The sequence below is a fragment of the Stenotrophomonas maltophilia genome, from assembly GCF_047497515.2.
Lineage (GTDB): Bacteria > Pseudomonadota > Gammaproteobacteria > Xanthomonadales > Xanthomonadaceae > Stenotrophomonas.
Genome location: NZ_JAXAXL020000003.1, coordinates 24278 through 43665 on the forward strand (window position 1 = coordinate 24278; position 19388 = coordinate 43665).

Annotated in this window: 16 protein-coding genes and 1 pseudogene; 6 read left to right on the forward strand and 11 right to left on the reverse strand. The window is 67.3% G+C overall.

The genetic code is table 11. The features are described 5' to 3' along the window. Positions 1 to 91 precede the first annotated feature (91 nt). Entirely contained in the window at positions 92 to 937 is an 846-nt protein-coding gene (gene fdhD, locus ACMZPQ_RS07015; protein ID WP_197582736.1) for a formate dehydrogenase accessory sulfurtransferase FdhD, read from the reverse strand. 243 nt (positions 938 to 1180) lie between these two features. Between fdhD and ACMZPQ_RS07020 the strand changes: the two are divergent. Next, positions 1181 to 3464: pseudogene (locus ACMZPQ_RS07020) on the forward strand (FdhF/YdeP family oxidoreductase). A 15-nt stretch (positions 3465 to 3479) separates the two neighbouring features. On the opposite strand, the gene ACMZPQ_RS07025 reads toward ACMZPQ_RS07020, so the two are convergent. Then, on the reverse strand, positions 3480 to 3818 hold the full coding sequence (locus ACMZPQ_RS07025; protein WP_312646200.1) for a hypothetical protein: 339 nt from the start codon (positions 3816 to 3818) through the stop codon (positions 3480 to 3482). A gap of 119 nt (positions 3819 to 3937) precedes the next feature. Here ACMZPQ_RS07025 and ACMZPQ_RS07030 point away from each other — a divergent pair, with 119 nt between their 5' ends. Further along, positions 3938 to 4477 carry a DUF411 domain-containing protein gene (locus ACMZPQ_RS07030; RefSeq protein WP_197582732.1) on the forward strand — a complete coding sequence of 180 codons (540 nt, stop codon included), beginning with the start codon at positions 3938 to 3940 and terminating at the stop codon, positions 4475 to 4477. 97 nt (positions 4478 to 4574) lie between these two features. On the opposite strand, the gene blaL1 is transcribed toward ACMZPQ_RS07030, so the two are convergent. Next, entirely contained in the window at positions 4575 to 5447 is an 873-nt protein-coding gene (gene blaL1 / locus ACMZPQ_RS07035; RefSeq protein WP_197582731.1) for a L1 family subclass B3 metallo-beta-lactamase, read from the reverse strand. Between the two features lie 268 nt (positions 5448 to 5715). On the opposite strand from blaL1, the gene ACMZPQ_RS07040 reads away from it, so the two are divergent. After that, positions 5716 to 7389 (forward strand): amidohydrolase, encoded by a 1674-nt coding sequence (locus ACMZPQ_RS07040; protein WP_414485977.1) that lies wholly within the window; start codon positions 5716 to 5718, stop codon positions 7387 to 7389. 54 nt (positions 7390 to 7443) lie between these two features. Here ACMZPQ_RS07040 and ACMZPQ_RS07045 read toward each other — a convergent pair whose 3' ends face one another. From ACMZPQ_RS07045 to ACMZPQ_RS07055, 3 genes are all read right to left on the reverse strand, one after another. Beyond that, a complete protein-coding gene (locus tag ACMZPQ_RS07045; protein WP_414485976.1) occupies positions 7444 to 9861 on the reverse strand; it encodes a TonB-dependent receptor in 2418 nt (805 codons plus the stop codon). 70 nt (positions 9862 to 9931) lie between these two features. Beyond that, positions 9932 to 10774, reverse strand: coding sequence for a FecR family protein (locus ACMZPQ_RS07050; RefSeq protein WP_197582727.1), 843 nt, complete (start codon positions 10772 to 10774; stop codon positions 9932 to 9934). Beyond that, a complete protein-coding gene (locus ACMZPQ_RS07055; protein WP_197582726.1) occupies positions 10771 to 11295 on the reverse strand; it encodes an RNA polymerase sigma factor in 525 nt (174 codons plus the stop codon). Before ACMZPQ_RS07055 ends, ACMZPQ_RS07050 begins: the two co-directional genes overlap by 4 nt. A 203-nt stretch (positions 11296 to 11498) precedes the next feature. Here ACMZPQ_RS07055 and ACMZPQ_RS07060 point away from each other — a divergent pair, with 203 nt between their 5' ends. The 3 genes from ACMZPQ_RS07060 to ACMZPQ_RS07070 all read left to right on the forward strand — a co-directional run bounded on the left by ACMZPQ_RS07060 (position 11499) and on the right by ACMZPQ_RS07070 (position 13469). Beyond that, positions 11499 to 11765 (forward strand): hypothetical protein, encoded by a 267-nt coding sequence (locus tag ACMZPQ_RS07060; protein ID WP_197582725.1) that lies wholly within the window; start codon positions 11499 to 11501, stop codon positions 11763 to 11765. A gap of 9 nt (positions 11766 to 11774) precedes the next feature. Continuing rightward, complete coding sequence (locus ACMZPQ_RS07065) at positions 11775 to 12947, forward strand: low temperature requirement protein A (RefSeq protein WP_197582724.1); 1173 nt, start codon at positions 11775 to 11777, stop codon at positions 12945 to 12947. Positions 12948 to 13034: 87 nt separating this feature from the next. Continuing rightward, entirely contained in the window at positions 13035 to 13469 is a 435-nt protein-coding gene (locus ACMZPQ_RS07070; protein WP_197582723.1) for an EamA family transporter, read from the forward strand. A 51-nt stretch (positions 13470 to 13520) separates the two neighbouring features. Here the strand turns inward: ACMZPQ_RS07070 and ACMZPQ_RS07075 are convergent, their stop codons facing one another. The 5 genes from ACMZPQ_RS07075 to ACMZPQ_RS07095 all read right to left on the reverse strand — a co-directional run bounded on the left by ACMZPQ_RS07075 (position 13521) and on the right by ACMZPQ_RS07095 (position 19336). Further along, positions 13521 to 14162 carry a response regulator transcription factor gene (locus ACMZPQ_RS07075; RefSeq protein WP_197582722.1) on the reverse strand — a complete coding sequence of 214 codons (642 nt, stop codon included), beginning with the start codon at positions 14160 to 14162 and terminating at the stop codon, positions 13521 to 13523. After that, a complete protein-coding gene (locus ACMZPQ_RS07080; protein ID WP_197582721.1) occupies positions 14155 to 15210 on the reverse strand; it encodes a sensor histidine kinase in 1056 nt (351 codons plus the stop codon). The genes ACMZPQ_RS07075 and ACMZPQ_RS07080 overlap by 8 nt, the downstream gene beginning before the upstream one ends. Positions 15211 to 15444: 234 nt before the next feature. Then, positions 15445 to 16182: an MgtC/SapB family protein gene (locus ACMZPQ_RS07085; protein WP_197582788.1), complete on the reverse strand. Its 738-nt coding sequence runs from the start codon at positions 16180 to 16182 to the stop codon at positions 15445 to 15447. Between the two features lie 31 nt (positions 16183 to 16213). Then, positions 16214 to 18973, reverse strand: a complete 2760-nt coding sequence (gene mgtA, locus ACMZPQ_RS07090) for a magnesium-translocating P-type ATPase (protein WP_197582789.1) — start codon at positions 18971 to 18973, stop codon at positions 16214 to 16216. A 63-nt stretch (positions 18974 to 19036) separates the two neighbouring features. After that, a complete protein-coding gene (locus tag ACMZPQ_RS07095) occupies positions 19037 to 19336 on the reverse strand; it encodes a hypothetical protein (RefSeq protein WP_006447714.1) in 300 nt (99 codons plus the stop codon). Positions 19337 to 19388: the final 52 nt, after the last annotated feature.

Sequence of the window (19388 nt, forward strand, 5' to 3'; positions counted from 1 at the left end):
GCCCTTCGGTAGGGTCGACTGCTGGTCGACTGCGTTTCGTTCAGGTGGCGAAAAGCCCGCGCTGCGCGCGTTAGTCGACCAGCGGTCGACGCTACCGAGGTGGTTCGTCCGCCCGCAGGCGCTCGGGATGGGTGTACACATTGAACCCGTTCTCGCGCGCGAACCCGACCAGGCACAGCCCGGCGCTGCGTGCCAGGTCGATCGCCAGCGCGGTCGGCGCCGACACCGCAGCCAGGACGCTGGCGCCGGCACGCACGGCCTTGCTGACCATCTCGTAGCTGGCGCGGCTGGAAATGACCAGCAGGCCGCCGTCAAGGGCGTGTTCGTTGTGGTGCAGCGCGCCGATCAGCTTGTCCAAGGCGTTGTGGCGGCCGACATCCTCGCGCACCCAGCCGATCCGCCCATGGGCGTCGGCCCACGCGGCGGCGTGAGTGGAGCCACTCACCGCATTCATCGGCTGGTAGTGGACCAGCGAGGCCAGCGCCCGCTGCAACGCGGCCGGTGGGTAGCTGCGCTGTTTACGAATCTGCGGCAGCGGCCGCAGCACATCCTCCAGTTGCCGCGTGCCACACAGGCCGCAGCCACCCCGGCCGGGCAGCAGGCGTCCGTTGGCCGGGTCCAGGTCGGCGCCGGGTGCGTCCTCGGCCACGGTCATCTGCAGCTCGATGCCTTCCAGCTGTGGCTTCACCTCGATCGACAGCAACTGCGAGGGCGCGGTGATCAACCCTTCGCTGAGCGAAAAGCCCAGCGCGAAGTCTTCCAGGTCGCAGGGGGTGGCCATCATCACCGCGAAGGCCGCACCGTTGTAGCGCAGGGCGACCGGTACTTCCTCGGCCACTACGTCAACGTGTTGCTGTTGCCCCTCGCTGCGCCAGCGCTGCAACGGGCGCTGCGCCGTGCCGGCAGGCGGGGTATGCGGCGGGGTCGAATCAGGCATTCAGCGTGTCCGGACAGGAAAAATGTGCAGATGGCCGACCACCTGCGCGATCGAGGATAGCGCAGTGGCCGTGCACAGACGTGGCTGTAACCGCTGCCATGGCAGGCTGTGCCTGAAACCGCGCTGTGCGCTGGCGCCGTACGCGGAGCCGTGCTTGACTGTGCAGCTGGCCGCGCCGCCAACCGGCGCTGTGGCCTCTGCAGTGCCCTACGTCATTGCGTTCCTACCGCCAGGTTGCCGACCATGTCCGAGCAGAAACCGCCGCGCTACAAGCCCTACAACCAGCCCGCCGGAGGCTGGGGCGCTGCCGGCGCGACCGCCAAGGTTCTTTTGCAGCAGAGCGTGATCGGCAAGGGCTCGAAGGCGCTGCTGGCGATGAACCAGCCCGGTGGCTTCAAATGCCCGAGCTGCGCGTTCCGATGCGGACGAGCGCAGGAAGCTGGAATTCTGCGAGAACGGCGCCAAGGCACTGGCCTGGGAGGCGACCCAGTTCCGCGCGGGGCGTGAGCTGTTCGCGCAGCACACCGTCACCGAACTGATGGCGCAGACCGACTACTGGCTGGAGATGCAGGGCCGGTTGACCGAGCCGATGCGCTACGACGCGGCCATCGATCATTACGTACCGTGCAGCTGGGACGATGCCTTCGCGCTGATCGGCCGCCACCTGCAGGCGCTGGACAGCCCGCACCAGGCCGAGTTCTACACCTCCGGCCGCACGCCCAATGAAGCGGCGTTCCTGTACTCGATCTTCGTGCGCGAGTTCGGTACCAACAATTTCCCGGACTGCTCGAACATGTGCCACGAGCCGACCAGCCGTGGCCTGCCACCGGCCATCGGCGTAGGCAAGGGCACCATCGTGCTGCAGGACTTCGAGCATGCCGAGGCGATCTTCGTGATCGGCCAGAACACCGGCACCAATTCGCCGCGGATGATGAGCAACCTGGTTGAAGCGCGCAAACGTGGCATTCCGATCGTGGCGGTCAACCCGATGCCCGAGCGCGCGCTGATCCGCTTCGCCGAGCCGCAGGACGTGGTGCAGATGGCCACGCTGGGTTCGACCGAGATCAGCAGCGAGTTCGTGCACATCCGCATCGGCGGCGACCTGGCGCTGATCAAGGGCATGATGAAGGTGATGTTCGAACGCGAGGTGCAGGGCGAGCGTGTGCTCGACCACGACTTCCTGGCCGAACACACCGTGGGGCTGGACGCGCTGCGCGACGATGTGATGGCCCAGGACTGGGGCGATCTCGTTCGCGTCTCCGGCATCTCCGAAGCGCAGATCCGCCGTTGTGCGGAGATCTACATCCGCTCCAACGCCACCGTGATCTGCTACGGCATGGGCCTGACCCAGCACCAGTACGGCTCGCGCCTGCTGCAGCAGGTGGCCAACCTGCTGATGCTGCGCGGCAACTTCGGCAAACCGGGCGCTGGCATCGGGCCGATCCGCGGCCACTCCAACGTGCAGGGTGACCGCACCGTCGGCATCGACGAGAAACCCAAGCCGGCCTACCTGGACCGCGTGCAGCATGTGTTCGGCTTCGATCCGCCGCGTGAGCACGGCCACCATGTGGTCGAATCGATCGAGGCAATGCTGGACGGCAGCGCCAAGGTATTCATCGGTTTGGGCGGCAACTTCATCCACGCCGTGCCCGATACGCCGCGTGCCTATGCGGCGATGCGCGGCCTGGAGCTGACCGTCGGCATCGCCACCAAGCTCAATCGTGGGCACCTGGTACACGGCCGTGATGCGTTGATCCTGCCGGTGGTGGCGCGCTCGGAACGTATCGTGACACCGGCCGGCGAGCAGTTCGTCACCATTGAGGACGCGATGTCGAACGTGACCGCGTCGCGCGGCGTGCTGGAGCCGGTCAGCACCGAGGTGCTGCCGGAGGTCGAGATCGTCTGCCGCATGGCGATGGCAACGCTGCCGGGCAGCAAGGTCGATTGGGCCGCGTGCATGCACGACTACGCCCCGATCCGTGAGCTGATTGCGGCGGTGTACCCGGAGATCTACACCGGCTTCAACCAGCGCATCCAGCAGCCGCACGGCTTCCATCTGGATATTCCACCGCGTCGCCGCGTGTGGCCTACGCCGAACGGCAAGGCCAACATCCTGGTGATGCCCGGCCTGGACGTGGACGAGCCAGTGGATGACCCGGAGATGCTGCGGCTGGCCACGGTGCGCTCGCATGACCAGTACAACACCACCATCTACAGCTACAACGACCGCTACCGTGGCGTGTACAACGACCGCATGGTGCTGTTCATGAACATCGAGGACCGGCTGGCGCGAGGGCTGGAGAAGGAGGCGCAGGTCAGCCTTGAGACGATCAGCCGCGACGGCGTGAGCCGGCGTATCGACGGCCTGACCGTGCTGGACTACCCGATGCCGCGCGGCGCGCTGGCCGGCTACTACCCCGAGTTGAATCCGCTGTTGCCGCTGGACTACTACGACCGGATCAGCGGCACCCCGGCGGCCAAGTCGATTCCGGTACGGGTGCGTGCGATGGCGGCGGCAACGGTGTAATGCGCGCATCGGCTATCATTCACGCGTGAACCTGCCTGGCCTGCTGCTGCGATGGATGCTGCTTGTTGCCCTGGTGCTGAACGCACCGGCATTGGCGCTTGCGTCGTTGCCGGATACTGCGGCATCCACCGCCGAGCCTTGCACCGCCCCGCATTCCGCTGCGATGGCCGGATGCTGCGGTGAAGCGGCATCAGCGTTCTGCGCGGGCGGTGAGTGCGAATGCCCACCGGCCTGCCTGGGCATGCTGGCCACGATGAGCGGAACGCCGGCGTTGCCGTGGCGCGAGGCGCCGGCGCACGCCCCTTCACGGCAACGCGCACCGCCGCCAATGCCGGACCCGTTGCGGCCACCCATCGGTTGATTCCCTGCGGGCGTGCGGCGTCCGCGATTGCTCGATTCATTCTCCAATCTGCCTGCGCCTTCAAGGCGAGGCCGGCGGGCTGCCTTGCCCGCATCTGCAAAGGAATCAACCCATGAACCGTTCTCTGTCCCTCGGCCTGCTGCTGGGCACCGTGCTGGCCACCGCTGCCTGCGCACGCGCTGCTGAAGACGCCACCGCTGCGTTGCCTGCAGCGCAGGCCCCGGCGGCGCCCACCACGCCCAGCCCGGCCACGATCGATTCCGCACTGCCCATCGCCGTGGTGCACAAGACCGCCAGCTGCGGCTGCTGCGGCATCTGGGTCGACCATCTGAAGGCCGAAGGCTTCCAGGTGGAGGTGCGCGATACCGATGACATGAACCCGATCAAGGTCCGGCTGGGTGTGCCAGTCGGCAAGGGCTCCTGCCATACCGCCGAGATCGGCGGCTACGTGGTCGAGGGCCACGTGCCCGCCGAGGACATCAAGCGCCTGCTGGCTGAGCGCCCGGCGGCGCGCGGCCTGGTGCTGCCGGGCATGCCCGCCGGTTCGCCGGGCATGGAAATGCCGGATGGTTACGTGCAGCCGTACACCGTCGAGCTGGTGCGCACCGATGGCAGCATCGAGGCATTCGCCGAGCATGGGCAGGGCGGCTGACCTTGTAGAGCCGAGCCCACGCTCGGCTTGCTCTTTGTAGAGTCGAGCTGTGCTCGACTGCTCTTCGCTTCAGTCGAGCAAGCTCGACTCTACGGAATCAACGGGCCCGGACCGTTTCCTTGGCCAGCTGTGCGTCGAATTTCTTTTCGGCCTCATCGGCGTAGGCCTTGCAGGTCAGTGCCTTGGCACCTGCCTTGCTGCCGGCGGCATAGTCCCAGTGGCTGGCGCCCGGGTGTGGCGTCAGCAACAGGTCGCAGGGCAGCCCGCGCACGGTGGCGAAGCTGCGCCGGTAATCCTCGACAAGATGCGGGTAGCGGGCGTTGCCCTGCAGCTGGTAACCGGGCGCGCTCAGGCTGTCGGCGTAGGCGATGCGCACCGGCTTGCCTTCGCGCGTATCGGTCCAGGTCCAGGCCGTGCTGCCTGGCGTATGCCCCGGCATGAAGTGCGCGGTGAAGGCGATGCCGCCCACCGTGACCACCTCGCCATCCATGATGATGCGGTCGGTGCTGGCGGGTGCAAACGTAATGTCATCACCGAAGTGCAGGTCATCGCTGCCACCGCGCGCCAGCAGCACCGCCGACTCCGCGTTGGCCACCACCTTCGCAGCGGTACGGCGCTTCAGTTCCGCCACGGGGCCGGCGTGGTCGGCATGTGCGTGGCTGAGCAGGATCAACCGCAGGTCCTGCGCTGCCACGCCGCGCGCCTTCAGGTTGTCCAGCAGGTGACCGGCCATCTGTGGCATGCCGCCGTCCAGCAGCACCGCACCGTCGGCGGTCTGTACCAGCAGCGCGGTCAGGTCCTGCGTACCGATCTGCCAGGTGTGGTCGGCAATCTGCAGCGGTGCCATCGGCTGCAGCCAGGACGCATCCACCGTGTAGGCCCGCAGCTGTGGCAGCGGTGTTTCGGCGGCGGTGGCGTGTGCCACCGGGAGTACCGCTGCAAGCGTGAGGACGAGCATGTGCTGGCGCATGTGAAAGGGGATTCGGGAAGGTGGATCGAGGCTAGCACGGCGCCTTCCGAGGCCGTTTCGATGATTGCTCATGCCTGCCATAAGCCGGTATTGCGGGTGCCGGAATATTGGCGCGACAGCGGCCGTGAAAGGGCGATGCAGTTCGCAACGTGTTCGCATCGCACGGGGTAGCCTGCACCGACCACAAGGAAGGAGCAGGCGCATGTGCATTGTGTGCAATCCAGGGGCCGCAGCATTCCTGCAGGCACGTCGCGAGTTTCTCGGCGGGATGGTCGGGCTGGGTGCGGCGACGCTGGTCGGGGCGGCCGTACCGCTGACAGCGTTCTCGGCTCCGCCAGCACCGAATCTGGCAGGGCCGGCGGATCGGATCTTTCATGGCGGTCCAATCCATACGTTGGGGCCAAAGGGCAAGGTGCAGGCCGTCGCAGTTCGGCAGGGGCGGATCCTGGCCACGGGCAGCCGCGAGGAGGTCATGCTGCATGGCGGGCGCCAGACCGAGGTGATCGACCTGCGCGGCAGGGCGCTGTTGCCAGGCTTCATCGACCCGCACATGCACTCGGCGATGGCGATGCTGGCCGACTGGGTGGACGTGACACCGTTCAGTACCGGCACGCTTGCCGAGGCGCTGTCGAAGATCGGTGCCGCCGCCAGTGCGGCCAAACCGGGCGACTGGGTGGTCGCGCAGGGCATTGACCCCTCGCTGATGCCGGGGGACCCGATCACCATGAAGGCGCTGGACGCGGTCGCTGCGGATAATCCGGTGTTCGTCCTTGAATCCAACGGGCACGTTGCCTACAGCAACAGCAAGGGCTTCGCCGCTGCAGGCGTAACCGATGCGACGCCGAACCCGGACCAAGGGCGTTACGATCGGGAGAACGGGACGCTGACGGGAAGGATGCAGGAGTCTCCCGCGATGAAGCCGTTCATTGAGCAGATGCCAAAACCCAATGAGGATCACTACGTCGCACTGATCGAGCGGTTGTTCTCGGATGCGGCCAAGGCTGGCTGCACCGGCCTGCATGATGCCGGCATCGGGACTGGCGGCGTGAACGATCTCAAGGTGCTCAATCGCGTGATGGCGAACAATCCGCCGATCCGCTATTCAGGCTTTCTTACCTCGGACCTGATGGACGATTGGGTGGAGTTGGGGCTGAAGCCAGGCCACGGTGATGACCGCTTCCGCCTGACCGGGATCAAGTTCTGGTCCGATGGTTCCAACCAGGCGCAGACCGGCTATCAGCGCGAGAATTACCTCGGCTCGGACAAGCGCGGTTCGCTGAACTACACCGAGGCGCAGTTGGAAGTGGGTATTCAGCGCGCCCACGATCTCGGCTGGCAGGTGGGCATCCACGCCAATGGCGATGCCGCCATCGATACCACCCTGAACGCCCTCAAGAACGTACTGGCCAGAACGCCACGGGCCGATCATCGCCACCGCATCGAGCATTGCAGCGTGCTCCACTGGGAGCAGATCACCCAGCTCGCCGATCTGAACGTTTCACCCTCGTTCCTGATCGGTCACGTGTACTACTGGGGGAAAGCGTTCCGGGACAACATCCTCGGCCCGAAGCGCGCTGCACTCTATGATCCCTGCGCTTCGGCATTGAAGGGCAAGCTGCGCATCTCGCTGCATTCGGATTTCAATGTCACCACCATCGAGCCGTTGCGCTACATCGACAACGCGGTGAACCGGCGCATGCGTGACGGTGGCGAGGTGCTGAACCCGGACGAATGCATCAGCGTCGAGCAGGCGCTGCGCGCGGTGACCATCGACGCGGCATGGCAGTGCCGGGTGGACGACATCGCCGGCAGCCTGGAACCCGGCAAGTATGCGGACATGGTGGTCCTCGACCGCGATCCGCTGACGATCGATCCGGCAAAGGTCATCGAACTGAAGGTGATGGAGACCTGGCTGCAGGGTGAGCGGCGCTACGCCGCGTGATCGGAGGCCCGCAGCAGGGGCCCGGGGCAGTGTTGCCCCGGGCCTTGCGCCGCCTCAGTACCGGTACTGCCACCCCAGCGTCAGCACCCGGCCGCGCCCGGAGAAGTAGCTCGGGTTCGACGGCGTGGTCTGCGAGTAGTAGCTGATGTACTGCGTGTTGGCCAGGTTCTGCACGCCCAGGGTGAAGCTGTGCCTGTCCAGCGCATAGCGGGCGACCAGGTCCATCGTGGTGTAGCCCTTGAACGCCGCCACGCGTGCGCCGAGCTGGTCAAAGTCGCGGTCGAAGGCATGGCTGGCCTGCAGGCGCGTGCTCAGCTGCGGGGTCCAGCTCTGCTCCCAGAACGCGGTCAGCCGGTTCGGTGCGATGTTGACGCCGGCCAGGTCACTGTCCAGGCGGCCGTCGACGTTGGCGTCGTAGCGGCCATTGGCGCGCGCATAGCCCAGGCCGAAGCGGCTGTCGCCCAGGCGCAGGCGCAGGTTGCTTTCGAACCCCTCCACGCGGGTGGCCTGGCGCTGTACGGCGTAGGCATCGATGCCCGGGTCGTAGACCAGCACCGAGCCCAGCTTGGATTCGGAGGTGTAGTAGGCGATGTCACCGCTGAAGCGGCCGTCGTCGTACTCCAGGCCGATTTCGCGGTTGTCCGACACGACCGGGGACAGATCGATCAGGCTGTCCACGCGCTGGCCATCGCGGTTGATCGCGCGCAGCACGCGGCCGACGTCTGCCACGGTGTAGCCCTCCGAGTACGAAGCGTAGGCAGTGAGGCGATCGTTGAGGTACCAGACCGCGCCGAAGTTGGGCAGGGTTTCGCTCATGGTCGGCTTGCCGCCGGCTACCTTGCGCGAGCCGTAACGCGGCAGGGTGGTGTAGTCGCCTACCTCCAGTTCACCCTTTTCGTAGCGCAGGCCGCCGGACAGCATCAGGTGGTCGGTCGGCCACCAGTGCAGCTGCAGCAGCGGCGACAGGCTCTGGTAGGTGGTCTGCGGTACCCAGTTCATGCCACTGGCCAGCAGCACCTGGTGGGTGCGGTCGCGCAGGCCGTCCAGGCCCAGGGTCACATCCAGCGTGGTATCGGCGATGCGGGTCCAGCTCTGGGTCAACTTGAAGCCGCGCTTGTCCGATTCGTTCTGGGTCTGGTCCCATGCAGCATTGGCGCCGGTGTTGCCCCACGGGTCCCACTGGCTGGCACCATAGCGGCCTTCGAAGTCGACCGCGAAGGCCTGTGCCTGGAAGCGGCCACCGAACAGGTCGGCGGCGCTGTAGTCCACGGTCAACGAACGCGAGCGGTTCATCGGCGGCTCCAGCGGGGTGTCGCCGCGCACCGAAATCGTCGGCCGGCCGGTGCGGTAGTCACCGTTGACTGCCAGGTAGTTGTCCAGCCCGCGCAGTTCGTAGCGGTTGGCCATCACCTGCAGCCGATGGCCCTCGGCCAGGTTCCAACCCACTTTGGCGAACACGTTCGACGAGGTCGAATCCATCAGCTCGCCCTGCGCATTGGTGCCGATCGAACGGCCTTCACCGTCAAGGAACAGGCCCTGCCTTTCATAGGCCAGGCCGGCGACCAGGTCGAACTGCTCACCGCGCACACCGACCAGCGCAGAACCGCGCTGGCCACTGTCATCGCGACGGCTGGGCAGGGCGCTGCTGTAGCTGATGTTGGTGTCGAGCAGGAACCCACCGGGTTCGCTGGGCGCGCTGCGGGTGATGATGTTGACGATGCCACCGGTACCGCCGATGCCCTGCAGCGCGTTGGCGCCGTGGATGACTTCGATGCGCTCGATCATCGCCGGGTCGATGGTGTGCGAATCACGCGAGCCGTCACGCAGTGGCGTGGACTGCGGAACGCCGTCGACCATGTACAGGATGCCGCGGCCGCGCATGCTCTCGCCGTAGTTGGACATCTTCTCGCGGGCGGGTGCGAAGGCCGGGATCTGCGCCGACAGCACGCGCGAAACATCCGAGCCCAGCGCCAGCTGCTGGGCGATGTCCTCGCGGGTCAGCACGGTGATGGTGTTGGGCATGGCGGTCTCGCCCTGCGGCATGCGCGCGGTGGAGGCCGATACGGTGACGCGTGCCAGGGAGGTCGGGGCGGCCGCTGGGGTAGCTCGCGCCGGCGCACCGGCCTTGGCCGGGACGGTACCGGCGCTGACCACGAACACGCCCGGGGAGCGCTCCTGCAGGGTCAGGCCGTGACCCTGCAGCAGGCGCTGCAACGCATCGCGCGGCGTGTAGGTGCCCTCCAGCGCGGGCGCGTTGCGACCGCTGACGCTGTCGGTGGCAAACAACAACTGGATGCCACTCTGCCGGGCCAGCGCATTGAGCGAGGCCTGCAGCGGACCGGCAGGCAGGTGCAGTTGCACGGCGGCGGGCGCGCGGGTCTGCGCAGCGACGGGCAGCGCGGCACACAGGCAGGCGGCGAGCAGGGTGGGGGCCAGCCGGCGCAGGGCGACAGGCGGAACAAGGCGGGTCATGCGGGGTCCTTCGGAGGGGTTCAAGCACCTGCCGGATGGGAGGGCGCACAACCCACCCTCGCGCACGCGATCAGTGTCGTGCGCTCAGATGCAGGCTGCCGTCGGCGGCGGTGCGCACCTGCACCGGCAGGATCTCCGGCAGCAGCGCAACAGCGGTCTCGGCACGGTCGGCATCGAACACGCCCGAGACCAGCAGCGGCCCCAGCGCCGGGTCATCCAGTACGATCGGCCGGTCGTGATAGCGCTGCAAGACGCGCAGCACCTCCGACAGCGGCAGGCGGTCGAACTGGAGGCGGCCGGTGGTCCAGTCGGCCCGGTCCGGGCTGACCGGCTCGGGAGGCGACAGCGATCCCCGCTGGGCGAGCAGGCGCTGTCCCGGCTGCAGGCGCTGCTCGGGACCGCCTCCGTCCACGCGGACACCGACCTCGCCGCGCCACAGTGTCACCTCGCTCAGGTCCCCCTGGCGATCAACATCGAACACTGTGCCGTAGTTGCGCACATGCACCGGGCCGGCATCGACCTCGAAGCGACGCCAGGCTGAGTGCTGGACCTCGAACCGGGCGTGGCCCTGGGCCAGGCGTACCTGCCGCGAGCGCAGATGGCGGCGCACCTGCAGATGGGTGCCGGCGTCGAGCAGCAGGTGGCTGCCGTCCGGAAGCGTGAGGGTGCGGCGTTCGCCGACGGCGGTCTGGTAGTCGCGCACCTGCCACGCTGGGTCGGCAATGAACACGCCTGTGGCAGCCAGCAGCACCGCCAGCGCTGCTTTCGAAGCCCGCCCGCCGCGACGACGCTGCAGCGCCTCCGCAGCCGGCATCGGGAAGCGCTTTTTCAGGGCATCGCGATGCGCCTCCAGCACCTGCTCGGTGCTGGCGGGTTCGACCGGCGGCAATACGGGCGGCGGGTTGGGCTTCATTGCGGTTCCGCAGGGGGGCGGCAATCGGCCAGGGCCAGCCGCAGGTGGCGCTCCACGGCCTTCAGGCCGATGCCCATGCGGCGGGCGACCTCGGCCTGCGGCAGCTCATGGATCTTGTGCAGGATGAAGACCTGCTGGCGCCGGCAAGGCATGCGTTCGATGGCCGCGCTCAGCCGCTGCAGGGCCTGGCGGCCGTGTGCGTGCTGATCCGGTCCGGGCGACGGACACGCGCCCTCGGGCAGTTCGGCACGCGGCTCCACCCAGTGCCGGCGCAGGTCTTCGGCCCGGCAGCGATCCACTGCCGCATCGTGGGCGATCCGCCGCAACAACGCGATCGGCTGCCGTGCATCGTGCGGGCCCGGACGCTCCAGCAGGCGCACGCAGACATCGTGCACCACCTCGCGCGCCAGCGCAGGCGAGCGGAAGCGGTGCCGCAGGTAGTCCACCAGTTCCTCGTAATGGCGCACCAGCGAAGACACCAGCGGCAGCGCAGACAGTGGGGGCGTGGGCGACTGGGACATCCGGACCGGCAAAAGTGGAAGGCGGGCCGCGCGGCGATGATCCCTGCACGGTGATTGGATATTAATGGGAACCGTTCGCATTTGCTATCGGTTGCCTGGCGTTGCTGATTGTTCGCTGGGCCTGGAAGGTGAAACCATGATCATCGTCTGGAGCGCAGAATCAGCGCGCGATAGCCTGCCTCCAGGCCAACGGGGACCAAGACATGCACGTACTGCTGGTGATCGTGGGTGGGACGCTGCTGCTCGGGGTGTTCCTGTTGTTCGGCCATCTGTGGAGCGTGGGCAGCTCGCAGTTGCCCGCGGCCCTGCTGGCCTTCATCGGCACCTGGTTGCTGGTGGCGGTCGCCAATATGTGGGTGGGCGTCAGCAGGGCGGGGTATGCCGTCCGCGAAGAACTGCCGATCCTGCTGCTGGTGTTCGCGGTGCCGGCCCTGCTGGCCGGGTTCCTCTACTGGCGCCTGGCGCGCTGAAGGCTGCCAATGATGACCCGAGTGCGCCTGCCGGCATTGCGCCATCGCGACGGCCACCATGCCCGCGTGACCTACGAAGAACTGTTCTTCGACCTGGTCTACGTGTTCGCGGTGACCCAGCTCAGCCATCATCTGCTGCACCACCTTGATCTGGCCGGGGTGCTGCAGACCCTGGTGCTCTGGTTCGCGGTCTGGCTGGGCTGGCAGTACGCCTGCTGGGTCAGCAACTGGTTCGACCCGCAGGCGCCGCGTATCCGCGGCCTGCTGTTTGCCACCATGCTGCTGGCGCTGCTGATGTCCTCGTCCATCCCCGAGGCGTTTGCCGAGCGGGCCTGGATGTTCGCCGGGGCCTACGCCACGATGCAGGTGGGGCGCACGGCATTCGTCCTGTTCGAGGTCGGCCGCAACCATCCGCTGGCCCCCAACTTCCGCCGCATGCTGGCCTGGGTCAGCGTTTCGGCGTGCTTCTGGCTGGCCGGTGCTGCGGCCGATGGCTCTCTGCGCCTGGGTTTGTGGGCGGTGGCGGTGGCCTGCGAGTACATCTCGCCGATGTTCGGTTTCGCGTTCCCGGGCATGGGCCGTTCGCACACCCGCGACTGGACCATCGAGGGCGGGCATCTGGCCGAGCGCTGCCAGCTCTTCGTGATCGTGGCACTGGGCGAAACCCTGCTGGCCACCGGCGGCGTGCTCAGTGAAGTCGAGCACTGGAGCGGCGAAGTGGTCTCGGCGGTGCTAGCCACGTTTGCTGGCACGATCGCCATGTGGTGGCTGTACTTCGGCATCTCCAGCCGCGATGCCACCGAGGCGATCACCCATGCCGAAGATCCGGGGCGGATGGGCGCCAACTTTCATTACGTGCACGCGCTGCTGATCGCCGGCATCATCGCCACCGCAGTGGGCAACGATCTGGTCATGGACCATCCGGCGGCGGCCGTCAGCACGGTGTACGCCACCGTGATGGTGGCGGGCCCGCTGATCTATCTGCTGGGCAGTGCCCTGTACAAGCGCGTGGTCTATGGGCACGCGCCGCGCTCGCATCTGCTGGGCGCCGCCGCGCTGCTGGTGCTGGGCCTGGCGTTGCCATGGATGCACCTGCTGGCCGCCGGATGGCTGACCAGCCTGGTGCTGCTGGGCGTGGGACTGCTGGACACGCGGCTGAAGCGGCGCCTGCAGCGCAGCTGATCCATACCCGGTACGGCGTGGCCTGCGCAGGCACGCGATTGGAGTAGCGTTGTCGACGAGGTCTCTTCGAAGCGGGAGTGGCGCGACATGCAGAATGTTCCGCAGTGGCTGGTCTGGGCCGGATTGTCGGCGTGTTTCGCAGCGCTGACCGCGCTGTTCGCCAAGGTCGGCGTCAGGGGCGTGGATTCGGATCTGGCCATGGCCATCCGCACCCTGATCGTGGCGGCGGTGATCCTGCCGCTGGTGGTGGTCACCGGCAAGTGGTCCAACCCGCTGCTGCTGCCGGGGCGCACCCAGCTGTTCCTGGTGCTGTCGGCGCTCGCCACCGGCGCCTCGTGGCTGTTCTACTTCCGCGCGCTGCAGAGCGGTGAACTCGCCAAGGTGGCCGTAGTCGACAAGTTCAGCGTGGTACTGGTGATCGTGCTGGCCTATCTGCTGTTGGGTGAACGGCCCAGCCTGCGCGAGTGGAGCGGCATCGGCCTGGTCGTGGCCGGGGTGATCGTGCTGGCCACCCGGAAATAGCGCAAGCACAATGCTGTTCGACGCTGCCGACGGCTCTGCCTTGCTGCAGGGTCAGCCCGCGCCTGCCTGCAGCCGGTCGTACATGCGCACCAGGTCGACCAGGGTGCGCGCGCCCATCTTGCGCATCACCTGCGCGCGGCGCACCTTCACCGTGATTTCGCTGACCCCGAGGTCACCGGCGATCTGCTTGTTGAGGCGACCGCGCACCACGCCATCGACCACCTCGCGCTCACCGGCATTGAGCGTGTTCCAGCGCTGCTGCAGGGCATCGAGCGCCTCGCCGTCACGGCGCCGCTGGCGGTCGATCTCGATGCCCTTGTGGATCGCATCCAGCAGTTCCTGGTCACGGAACGGCTTGGTCAGGAATTCGATGGCACCGTCCTTGATCGCGTTCACGCCCATCGCGATGTCACCGTGGCCGGTGATGAACACCACCGGCAGCTGCAGGCCATGCGTGCCCATGCTGCGATGGAACTCCAGCCCGCTCTGGCCGGGCATGCGTACATCCAGCACCAGGCAGGCCGGTGCATCTTCCAGTTCGTGGCCCAGGAACGCCTGGGTGGAGGCGAAGGCCCTTACCTGCAGCCCCATCGACGCCAACAGATCCTCAAGCGCCGCACGCACCGAGGGATCGTCATCGATCACGTAGACGATCGGTGCCGGATCGGCGACAGGGGCGGTGGGCTTACGCATGAGCGACATCCGTGGCGATGGGCAGGTCGAAGACGAAGCAGGCCCCGCCGCCGCTCGGGCGCTCGGCGCGGATCTGGCCGTCGTTGGCTTCGATCATCGAACGGCTGAGGCTGAGGCCGAGGCCAAGACCATGTGACTTGGTGGTCCAGAACGCATCGAACACACGCTCGGGATGGTCGGCGGGCAGGCCGACACCGCGATCGCGCACACTGAGGCTGATCCGCTGGCCGTCGCGCTGGGTCAGCAGGGACAGGCGCCTGTCGGCGGCAGGCACCGCTTCCATCGCGTCGACCGCATTGAGGATCAGGTTGCCGATCACCTGCTGCACCTGCACCCGGTCGGCCTGCACCGGTGGCAGGTCGGCATCCAGCAGCAACGCCACCGCCACGCCATGTCGATCCAGCTCGCTGCGTGACAGTGCCAGCATTTCTTCCACTGCCTGGTTCAGGTCGAAGGCGCGTCGCTCCGGCGCGGCACCCTGGGTCAGGCCGCGGATGCGCGCGATCACGTCGCCGGCGCGGTGCGCATCGGACAGGATGCGGGCCACGGTCTGCCGGGCCTTGTCCACGTTCGGCGGGTCCTGTGCCAGCCAGCGCTGGCACGCCTCGGCACTGCTGGCGATGGCCGCCAGCGGCTGGTTCACCTCGTGTGCGATGGAAGTGGTCAGCTCGCCCACAGTGGACGCGCGCGCGACCCGCAGCAACCGTCCTTGCGCCTCCTGTACCGCCGCCTTGGCCGCTTCCATGTTCAGGGCCAGATAGGTGGTGATGCCGATCACCAGCATGCCGATCACCGAATTGACCAGGCCGATGCGGTAGGTGCCGAAGCGGGTCAGGAAGAAGCTGAGAGCGGTCAGCGCGATGCAGGCAAGGGCCAGTGCGATAAGCCCGCGTGCGCTCAGCACGCGCGAGGCGGCCAGGATGACCGCCGCGTAGAAACACGCCGCCGCAACGGCGTAGTCGGTGACGGTGTCGATCAGGAAGATCGCCGCCATCACGACGATCAGGGCCAGCAGCACCAGCGGGCGACGGGGCGACAGTGATGGCATCGGGACAGCTCCCTGGCGTGGGCGGAAAGGATAGCAAAGCGATGCTTGGTAGTGCCGGCCGCTGGCCGGCAGCTGCATGGTGTAGCCGGAGTTCATGAGGTTGCCGGCCAGCGGCCGGCACTACCCCAGCGGTGGGCATGGCATCTGATGGTTTGTGCCGGCCAGCGGCCGGCACCTACCGAAGCGATGCACAGTGCGTCGGGGGATCATGAGGCTGCCGGCCAGCGGCCGGCACTACTCCTCCAGGCTGGCGTTCCAGAAGCCCTGCAGTACGCCAGGCGTGGTCGCCAGCGTTGCCAGTACGGCATCCAGTTCGCCGGCATCGACCGTGGTGGCGTACAGCACCGCCTCGATTTCCACGTCGCGTTCGCCAAACGGCCGCTGGTCCACCGCGCGAACCGGGTACTGCGCCTGCTCCAGCAGCAGCAACAGCTGGTCGAGCACGTCGGCCTGCTGTTCGCGCTGGCAGACCACGTTGATCGCATAGGTCGCCTCGCTGAAGGCTTCCGGCAGCGGCTGCCGCTGGATGCGATTGACCACCGGCCGCAACAGCGTGTTGGCGGCCAGCACGAAGATCGCGGCCATCAGCGCTTCCGGCAGCAGCTTGATGCCCGCGCACGCACCCACCGCCGCCGAGCCCCACAGGGTGGCGGCGGTGTTCAGGCCGGACACCTGCGCACCGTCCTTCATGATCGCGCCGGCACCGAGAAAGCCGACGCCGGAAATCACATAGGCCACCACATGCAGCGGCGACGGCGGGCCGCCGTACAGGTCATGGAAGCGCACGGCGAGATCGACGAACACCGCCGCGCCCACTGCCACCAGTGTGTTGGTACGCAGCCCGGCGGTGCGCTGGCGCAGTTGCCGTTCCAGGCCGATGGCCGTACCCAGTACGAAGGCCACCGTCAAGCTGATCAGCGAGCTCAGGGTTGCGCCGGCGTTGAACGCCGGCAGGTTCGGATTGATGTCCATTGTGCTTCTCCTTGGACAAGGCGGCCGGCGCTTACTGCCAGCCGTAGCGACGGATGTAGAAGCGCTTCAGTGCGGTGGTCAGCACGGCATAGCCGAACAGGATCGCCACCAGGAACGGCCAGTAGCCGGCCGGCAGGGCCTGCAGCTTGAAGTAGCCGGCCAGCGGGCTCATCGGCAGGGCCACGCCGATGGCCATGATCAGGCCGGTCATCAGCAGCAGCGGCGGCGCGGCGATGCTCTGCAGGAACGGCACCTTCGGCGTGCGGATCATGTGCACGATCAGGGTCTGGGTCAGCAGGCCGACCACGAACCAGCCGGACTGGAACAGGCCTTGGTCGGCCGCGGTGCGCGCGTCGAACACGTACCACATCAGGGCGAAGCAGGTCAGGTCGAAGATCGAGCTGATCGGCCCGAAGAACACCATGAAGCGGCCGATGCCCGCCGGGTTCCACTTCAGCGGCTTGCGCACCAGTTCTTCGTCCACGTTGTCGAACGGGATGGCGATCTGCGAGATGTCGTACAGCAGGTTCTGCACCAGCAGCTGCAGCGGCAGCATCGGCAGGAACGGCAGGAAGGCCGACGCCACCAGCACCGAGAACACGTTGCCGAAATTGGAACTGGCCGTCATGCGGATGTACTTGAGCATGTTGTTGAAGGTGCGCCGGCCCTCGATGACGCCTTCCTCCAGCACCATCAGGTTCTTTTCCAGCAGGATGATGTCGGCAGCCTCCTTGGCGATGTCCACGGCGCTGTCCACGCTGATGCCGATGTCGGCCGCACGCAGCGCAGGCGCATCGTTGATGCCGTCGCCGAGGAAGCCGACCACCTTGCCCTGAGCACGCAGCTCACGCACCAGGCGCTCCTTGTGCAGCGGGGTCAGCCGGGCGAACACGCGATGGTGATGCAGCGCACGCGAAAGCGCGCCATCATCCATGCGCTCGATCTGCGGGCCGGTCAGGATCGTGTCCGCGTCCAGCCCGACCTGGGCGCAGACGCGGGCGGTGACCAGTTCGTTGTCGCCGGTGAATACCTTCACCTCCACGCCATGCGCGGCCAACGCCTGCAGTGCCTGCGCGGCGGACTCCTTCGGGGGGTCGAGGAAGGCCACGTAGCCGACCAGGGTCAGGTCGCACTCGTCGGCCTGCGAGTACGCGGTCTGGCTGGCGGCGGTTTCCTTCATCGCCACCGCCACCACGCGCAGGCCCTGTTCGTTCAGTTCCTCGGTGGTCTGCCGCACGCGCGCCAAGCGCCGCTCGTCCAACGGCATGTCCTGGCCGTTCTCGCGCACGGTGCTGCACACGGCCAACATTTCTTCCACCGCGCCCTTGCAGATCAGCTCGTGATGATCCTCGCGCTCGGACACCACCACCGACATGCGGCGGCGCTCGAAGTCGAACGGGATTTCGTCCACCTTGTGGTAGTCCTGCGACAGCCGCAGCGAGCTCTGCAGCTCCACGTGCTCCAGTACCGCGCGGTCGAGCAGGTTGATCAGCCCGGTCTGGAAGTGGCTGTTGAGGTAGGCAAACGCCAGCACGTCCTCCGAATCGTTGCCGAACACGTCGGTGTGGCGTTCCAGCGCGATCTTGTCCTGGGTGAGGGTGCCGGTCTTGTCGGTGCACAGCACTTCCATCGCGCCGAAGTTCTGGATCGCATCCAGGCGCTTGACGATCACCTTGCGCCGCGACAGCAGCACCGCGCCCTTGGCCAGCGTTGAGGTGACGATCATCGGCAGCATTTCCGGGGTCAGCCCCACCGCCACCGACAGCGCGAACAGGAACGCCTCGGTCCAGTCGCCCTTGGTCCAGCCGTTGATCAGCAGCACGAACGGCACCATCACCAGCGCGAAGCGGATCAACAACCAGCTGACACTGTTGACGCCAGCCTGGAACGCGGTGGGCGCGCGGTCGGTGGCGGTGCTGCGCTGGGCCAGGGTGCCGAAGTAGGTGCGGTTGCCGGTGGCCAGTACGATGGCGGTGGCGGTGCCGGACACCACGTTGGTGCCCATGAACAGCAGGTTGTGCTGCTCCAGCAGGCCAGCCAGGCCATCGCCCGGGTGTGCGAACTTCTCCACCGGCAGTGATTCACCGGTCATCGCCGCCTGCGCCACGAACAGATCCTTGGCGGTCAGCACGCGGCAGTCCGCCGGAATCATGTCGCCGGCCGACAGTACGATGTGGTCGCCGGGTACCAGCTCGCGGATCGGCAGGTCCAGCAGGCGCGCCGGGCGACGGCTGTGCAGGTGCGCACCGAAGTACTGGTCGGCCACGTCGGCGGCCTCGGTACCTGGATTGCGGCGCAGCACTCGCGCCGTGTTGCCGACCAGGGCCTTCAGGCGCTCGGCTGCACGGTTGGAACGGCCCTCCTGCACGAAGCGGATCAGCGTGGACAGCAGCACCATCGCGCCGATCACGATGGTCGCCTTGAGGTCCTCGGTCACCCAGGACACGGCCGCCAGCACGGTCAGCAGCAGGTTGAACGGGTTGCGGTAGCACTGCCACAGGTGGCGCCACCACGGCAGCGGCTTTTCGTGATCGACCTCGTTGGGGCCGAGCGTGGCCAACCGCTCCCCGGCCTCGTGCGGGCTGAGGCCATCGGCATGCGAATCCAGCGTGGCCAACAGCTCCGCCTCCGGCTGCTGGGCCAGGGTGACCAGGCCGGTGGTCAGCGCGAACGGCGCCGCTTCAGCGCTGCCCGCGCCGAAGCCGGCCTCGGGCATCGCACGGCGGCGGAACAGGTTGCCTGCGCGACGGCTGCGCAGGAAGGCGTTGAACCAGGCGTTGAGCAGGCTCATGGGACTCTCCTCGAATGTCAGAGCCGGCCGGGGCCGGAACACGAACGGAACGGATGGAACAGGTCAGGCGTGGCGCATCGCCAGCACCGCCGGCGACCACGGCTGCATGTGCAGGCGCTGGCTGCCGCCGATGCACAGCGGCTTCATCGCATCGCGCAGGGGGTAGGGCAGATGGCGCAGCACGTTGATGCGCTCGCTGATCGGCAGCAGTGACAGCGCGTCGGCCACCACGCGTGGCGAGCCGAGCGACAGCGAACGGGCGAACATGACCGGGCCGTGCTGCAGCAGCTGGCTGCGCAGGGCGGCAACATCGCGCTCACCGATCAGGCGGCGCAGGGTGATGTAGAGGATCTTGTAGGACATGGGGGCGATCTCCAGGCAGGCGGCACCTGGCGATCCCCCGTCACTCAGGCAG

What these genes read in the sequence shown, in the direction of transcription:
- mgtA (WP_197582789.1), bottom strand. Translation starts at nt 18,973, where the DNA reads ATGAGCCTGCTCAACGCCTGGTTCAACGCCTTCCTGCGCAGCCGTCGC.
- ACMZPQ_RS07070 (WP_197582723.1), top strand. Translation starts at nt 13,035, where the DNA reads ATGCAGAATGTTCCGCAGTGGCTGGTCTGGGCCGGATTGTCGGCGTGT.
- blaL1 (WP_197582731.1), bottom strand. Translation starts at nt 5,447, where the DNA reads ATGCGCCAGCACATGCTCGTCCTCACGCTTGCAGCGGTACTCCCGGTG.
- ACMZPQ_RS07060 (WP_197582725.1), top strand. Translation starts at nt 11,499, where the DNA reads ATGCACGTACTGCTGGTGATCGTGGGTGGGACGCTGCTGCTCGGGGTG.
- ACMZPQ_RS07085 (WP_197582788.1), bottom strand. Translation starts at nt 16,182, where the DNA reads ATGGACATCAATCCGAACCTGCCGGCGTTCAACGCCGGCGCAACCCTG.
- ACMZPQ_RS07095 (WP_006447714.1), bottom strand. Translation starts at nt 19,336, where the DNA reads ATGTCCTACAAGATCCTCTACATCACCCTGCGCCGCCTGATCGGTGAG.
- ACMZPQ_RS07080 (WP_197582721.1), bottom strand. Translation starts at nt 15,210, where the DNA reads ATGCCATCACTGTCGCCCCGTCGCCCGCTGGTGCTGCTGGCCCTGATC.
- ACMZPQ_RS07065 (WP_197582724.1), top strand. Translation starts at nt 11,775, where the DNA reads ATGATGACCCGAGTGCGCCTGCCGGCATTGCGCCATCGCGACGGCCAC.
- ACMZPQ_RS07025 (WP_312646200.1), bottom strand. Translation starts at nt 3,818, where the DNA reads ATGGGTGGCCGCAACGGGTCCGGCATTGGCGGCGGTGCGCGTTGCCGT.
- fdhD (WP_197582736.1), bottom strand. Translation starts at nt 937, where the DNA reads ATGCCTGATTCGACCCCGCCGCATACCCCGCCTGCCGGCACGGCGCAG.
- ACMZPQ_RS07030 (WP_197582732.1), top strand. Translation starts at nt 3,938, where the DNA reads ATGAACCGTTCTCTGTCCCTCGGCCTGCTGCTGGGCACCGTGCTGGCC.
- ACMZPQ_RS07040 (WP_414485977.1), top strand. Translation starts at nt 5,716, where the DNA reads ATGGTCGGGCTGGGTGCGGCGACGCTGGTCGGGGCGGCCGTACCGCTG.
- ACMZPQ_RS07045 (WP_414485976.1), bottom strand. Translation starts at nt 9,861, where the DNA reads ATGACCCGCCTTGTTCCGCCTGTCGCCCTGCGCCGGCTGGCCCCCACC.
- ACMZPQ_RS07075 (WP_197582722.1), bottom strand. Translation starts at nt 14,162, where the DNA reads ATGCGTAAGCCCACCGCCCCTGTCGCCGATCCGGCACCGATCGTCTAC.
- ACMZPQ_RS07050 (WP_197582727.1), bottom strand. Translation starts at nt 10,774, where the DNA reads ATGAAGCCCAACCCGCCGCCCGTATTGCCGCCGGTCGAACCCGCCAGC.
- ACMZPQ_RS07055 (WP_197582726.1), bottom strand. Translation starts at nt 11,295, where the DNA reads ATGTCCCAGTCGCCCACGCCCCCACTGTCTGCGCTGCCGCTGGTGTCT.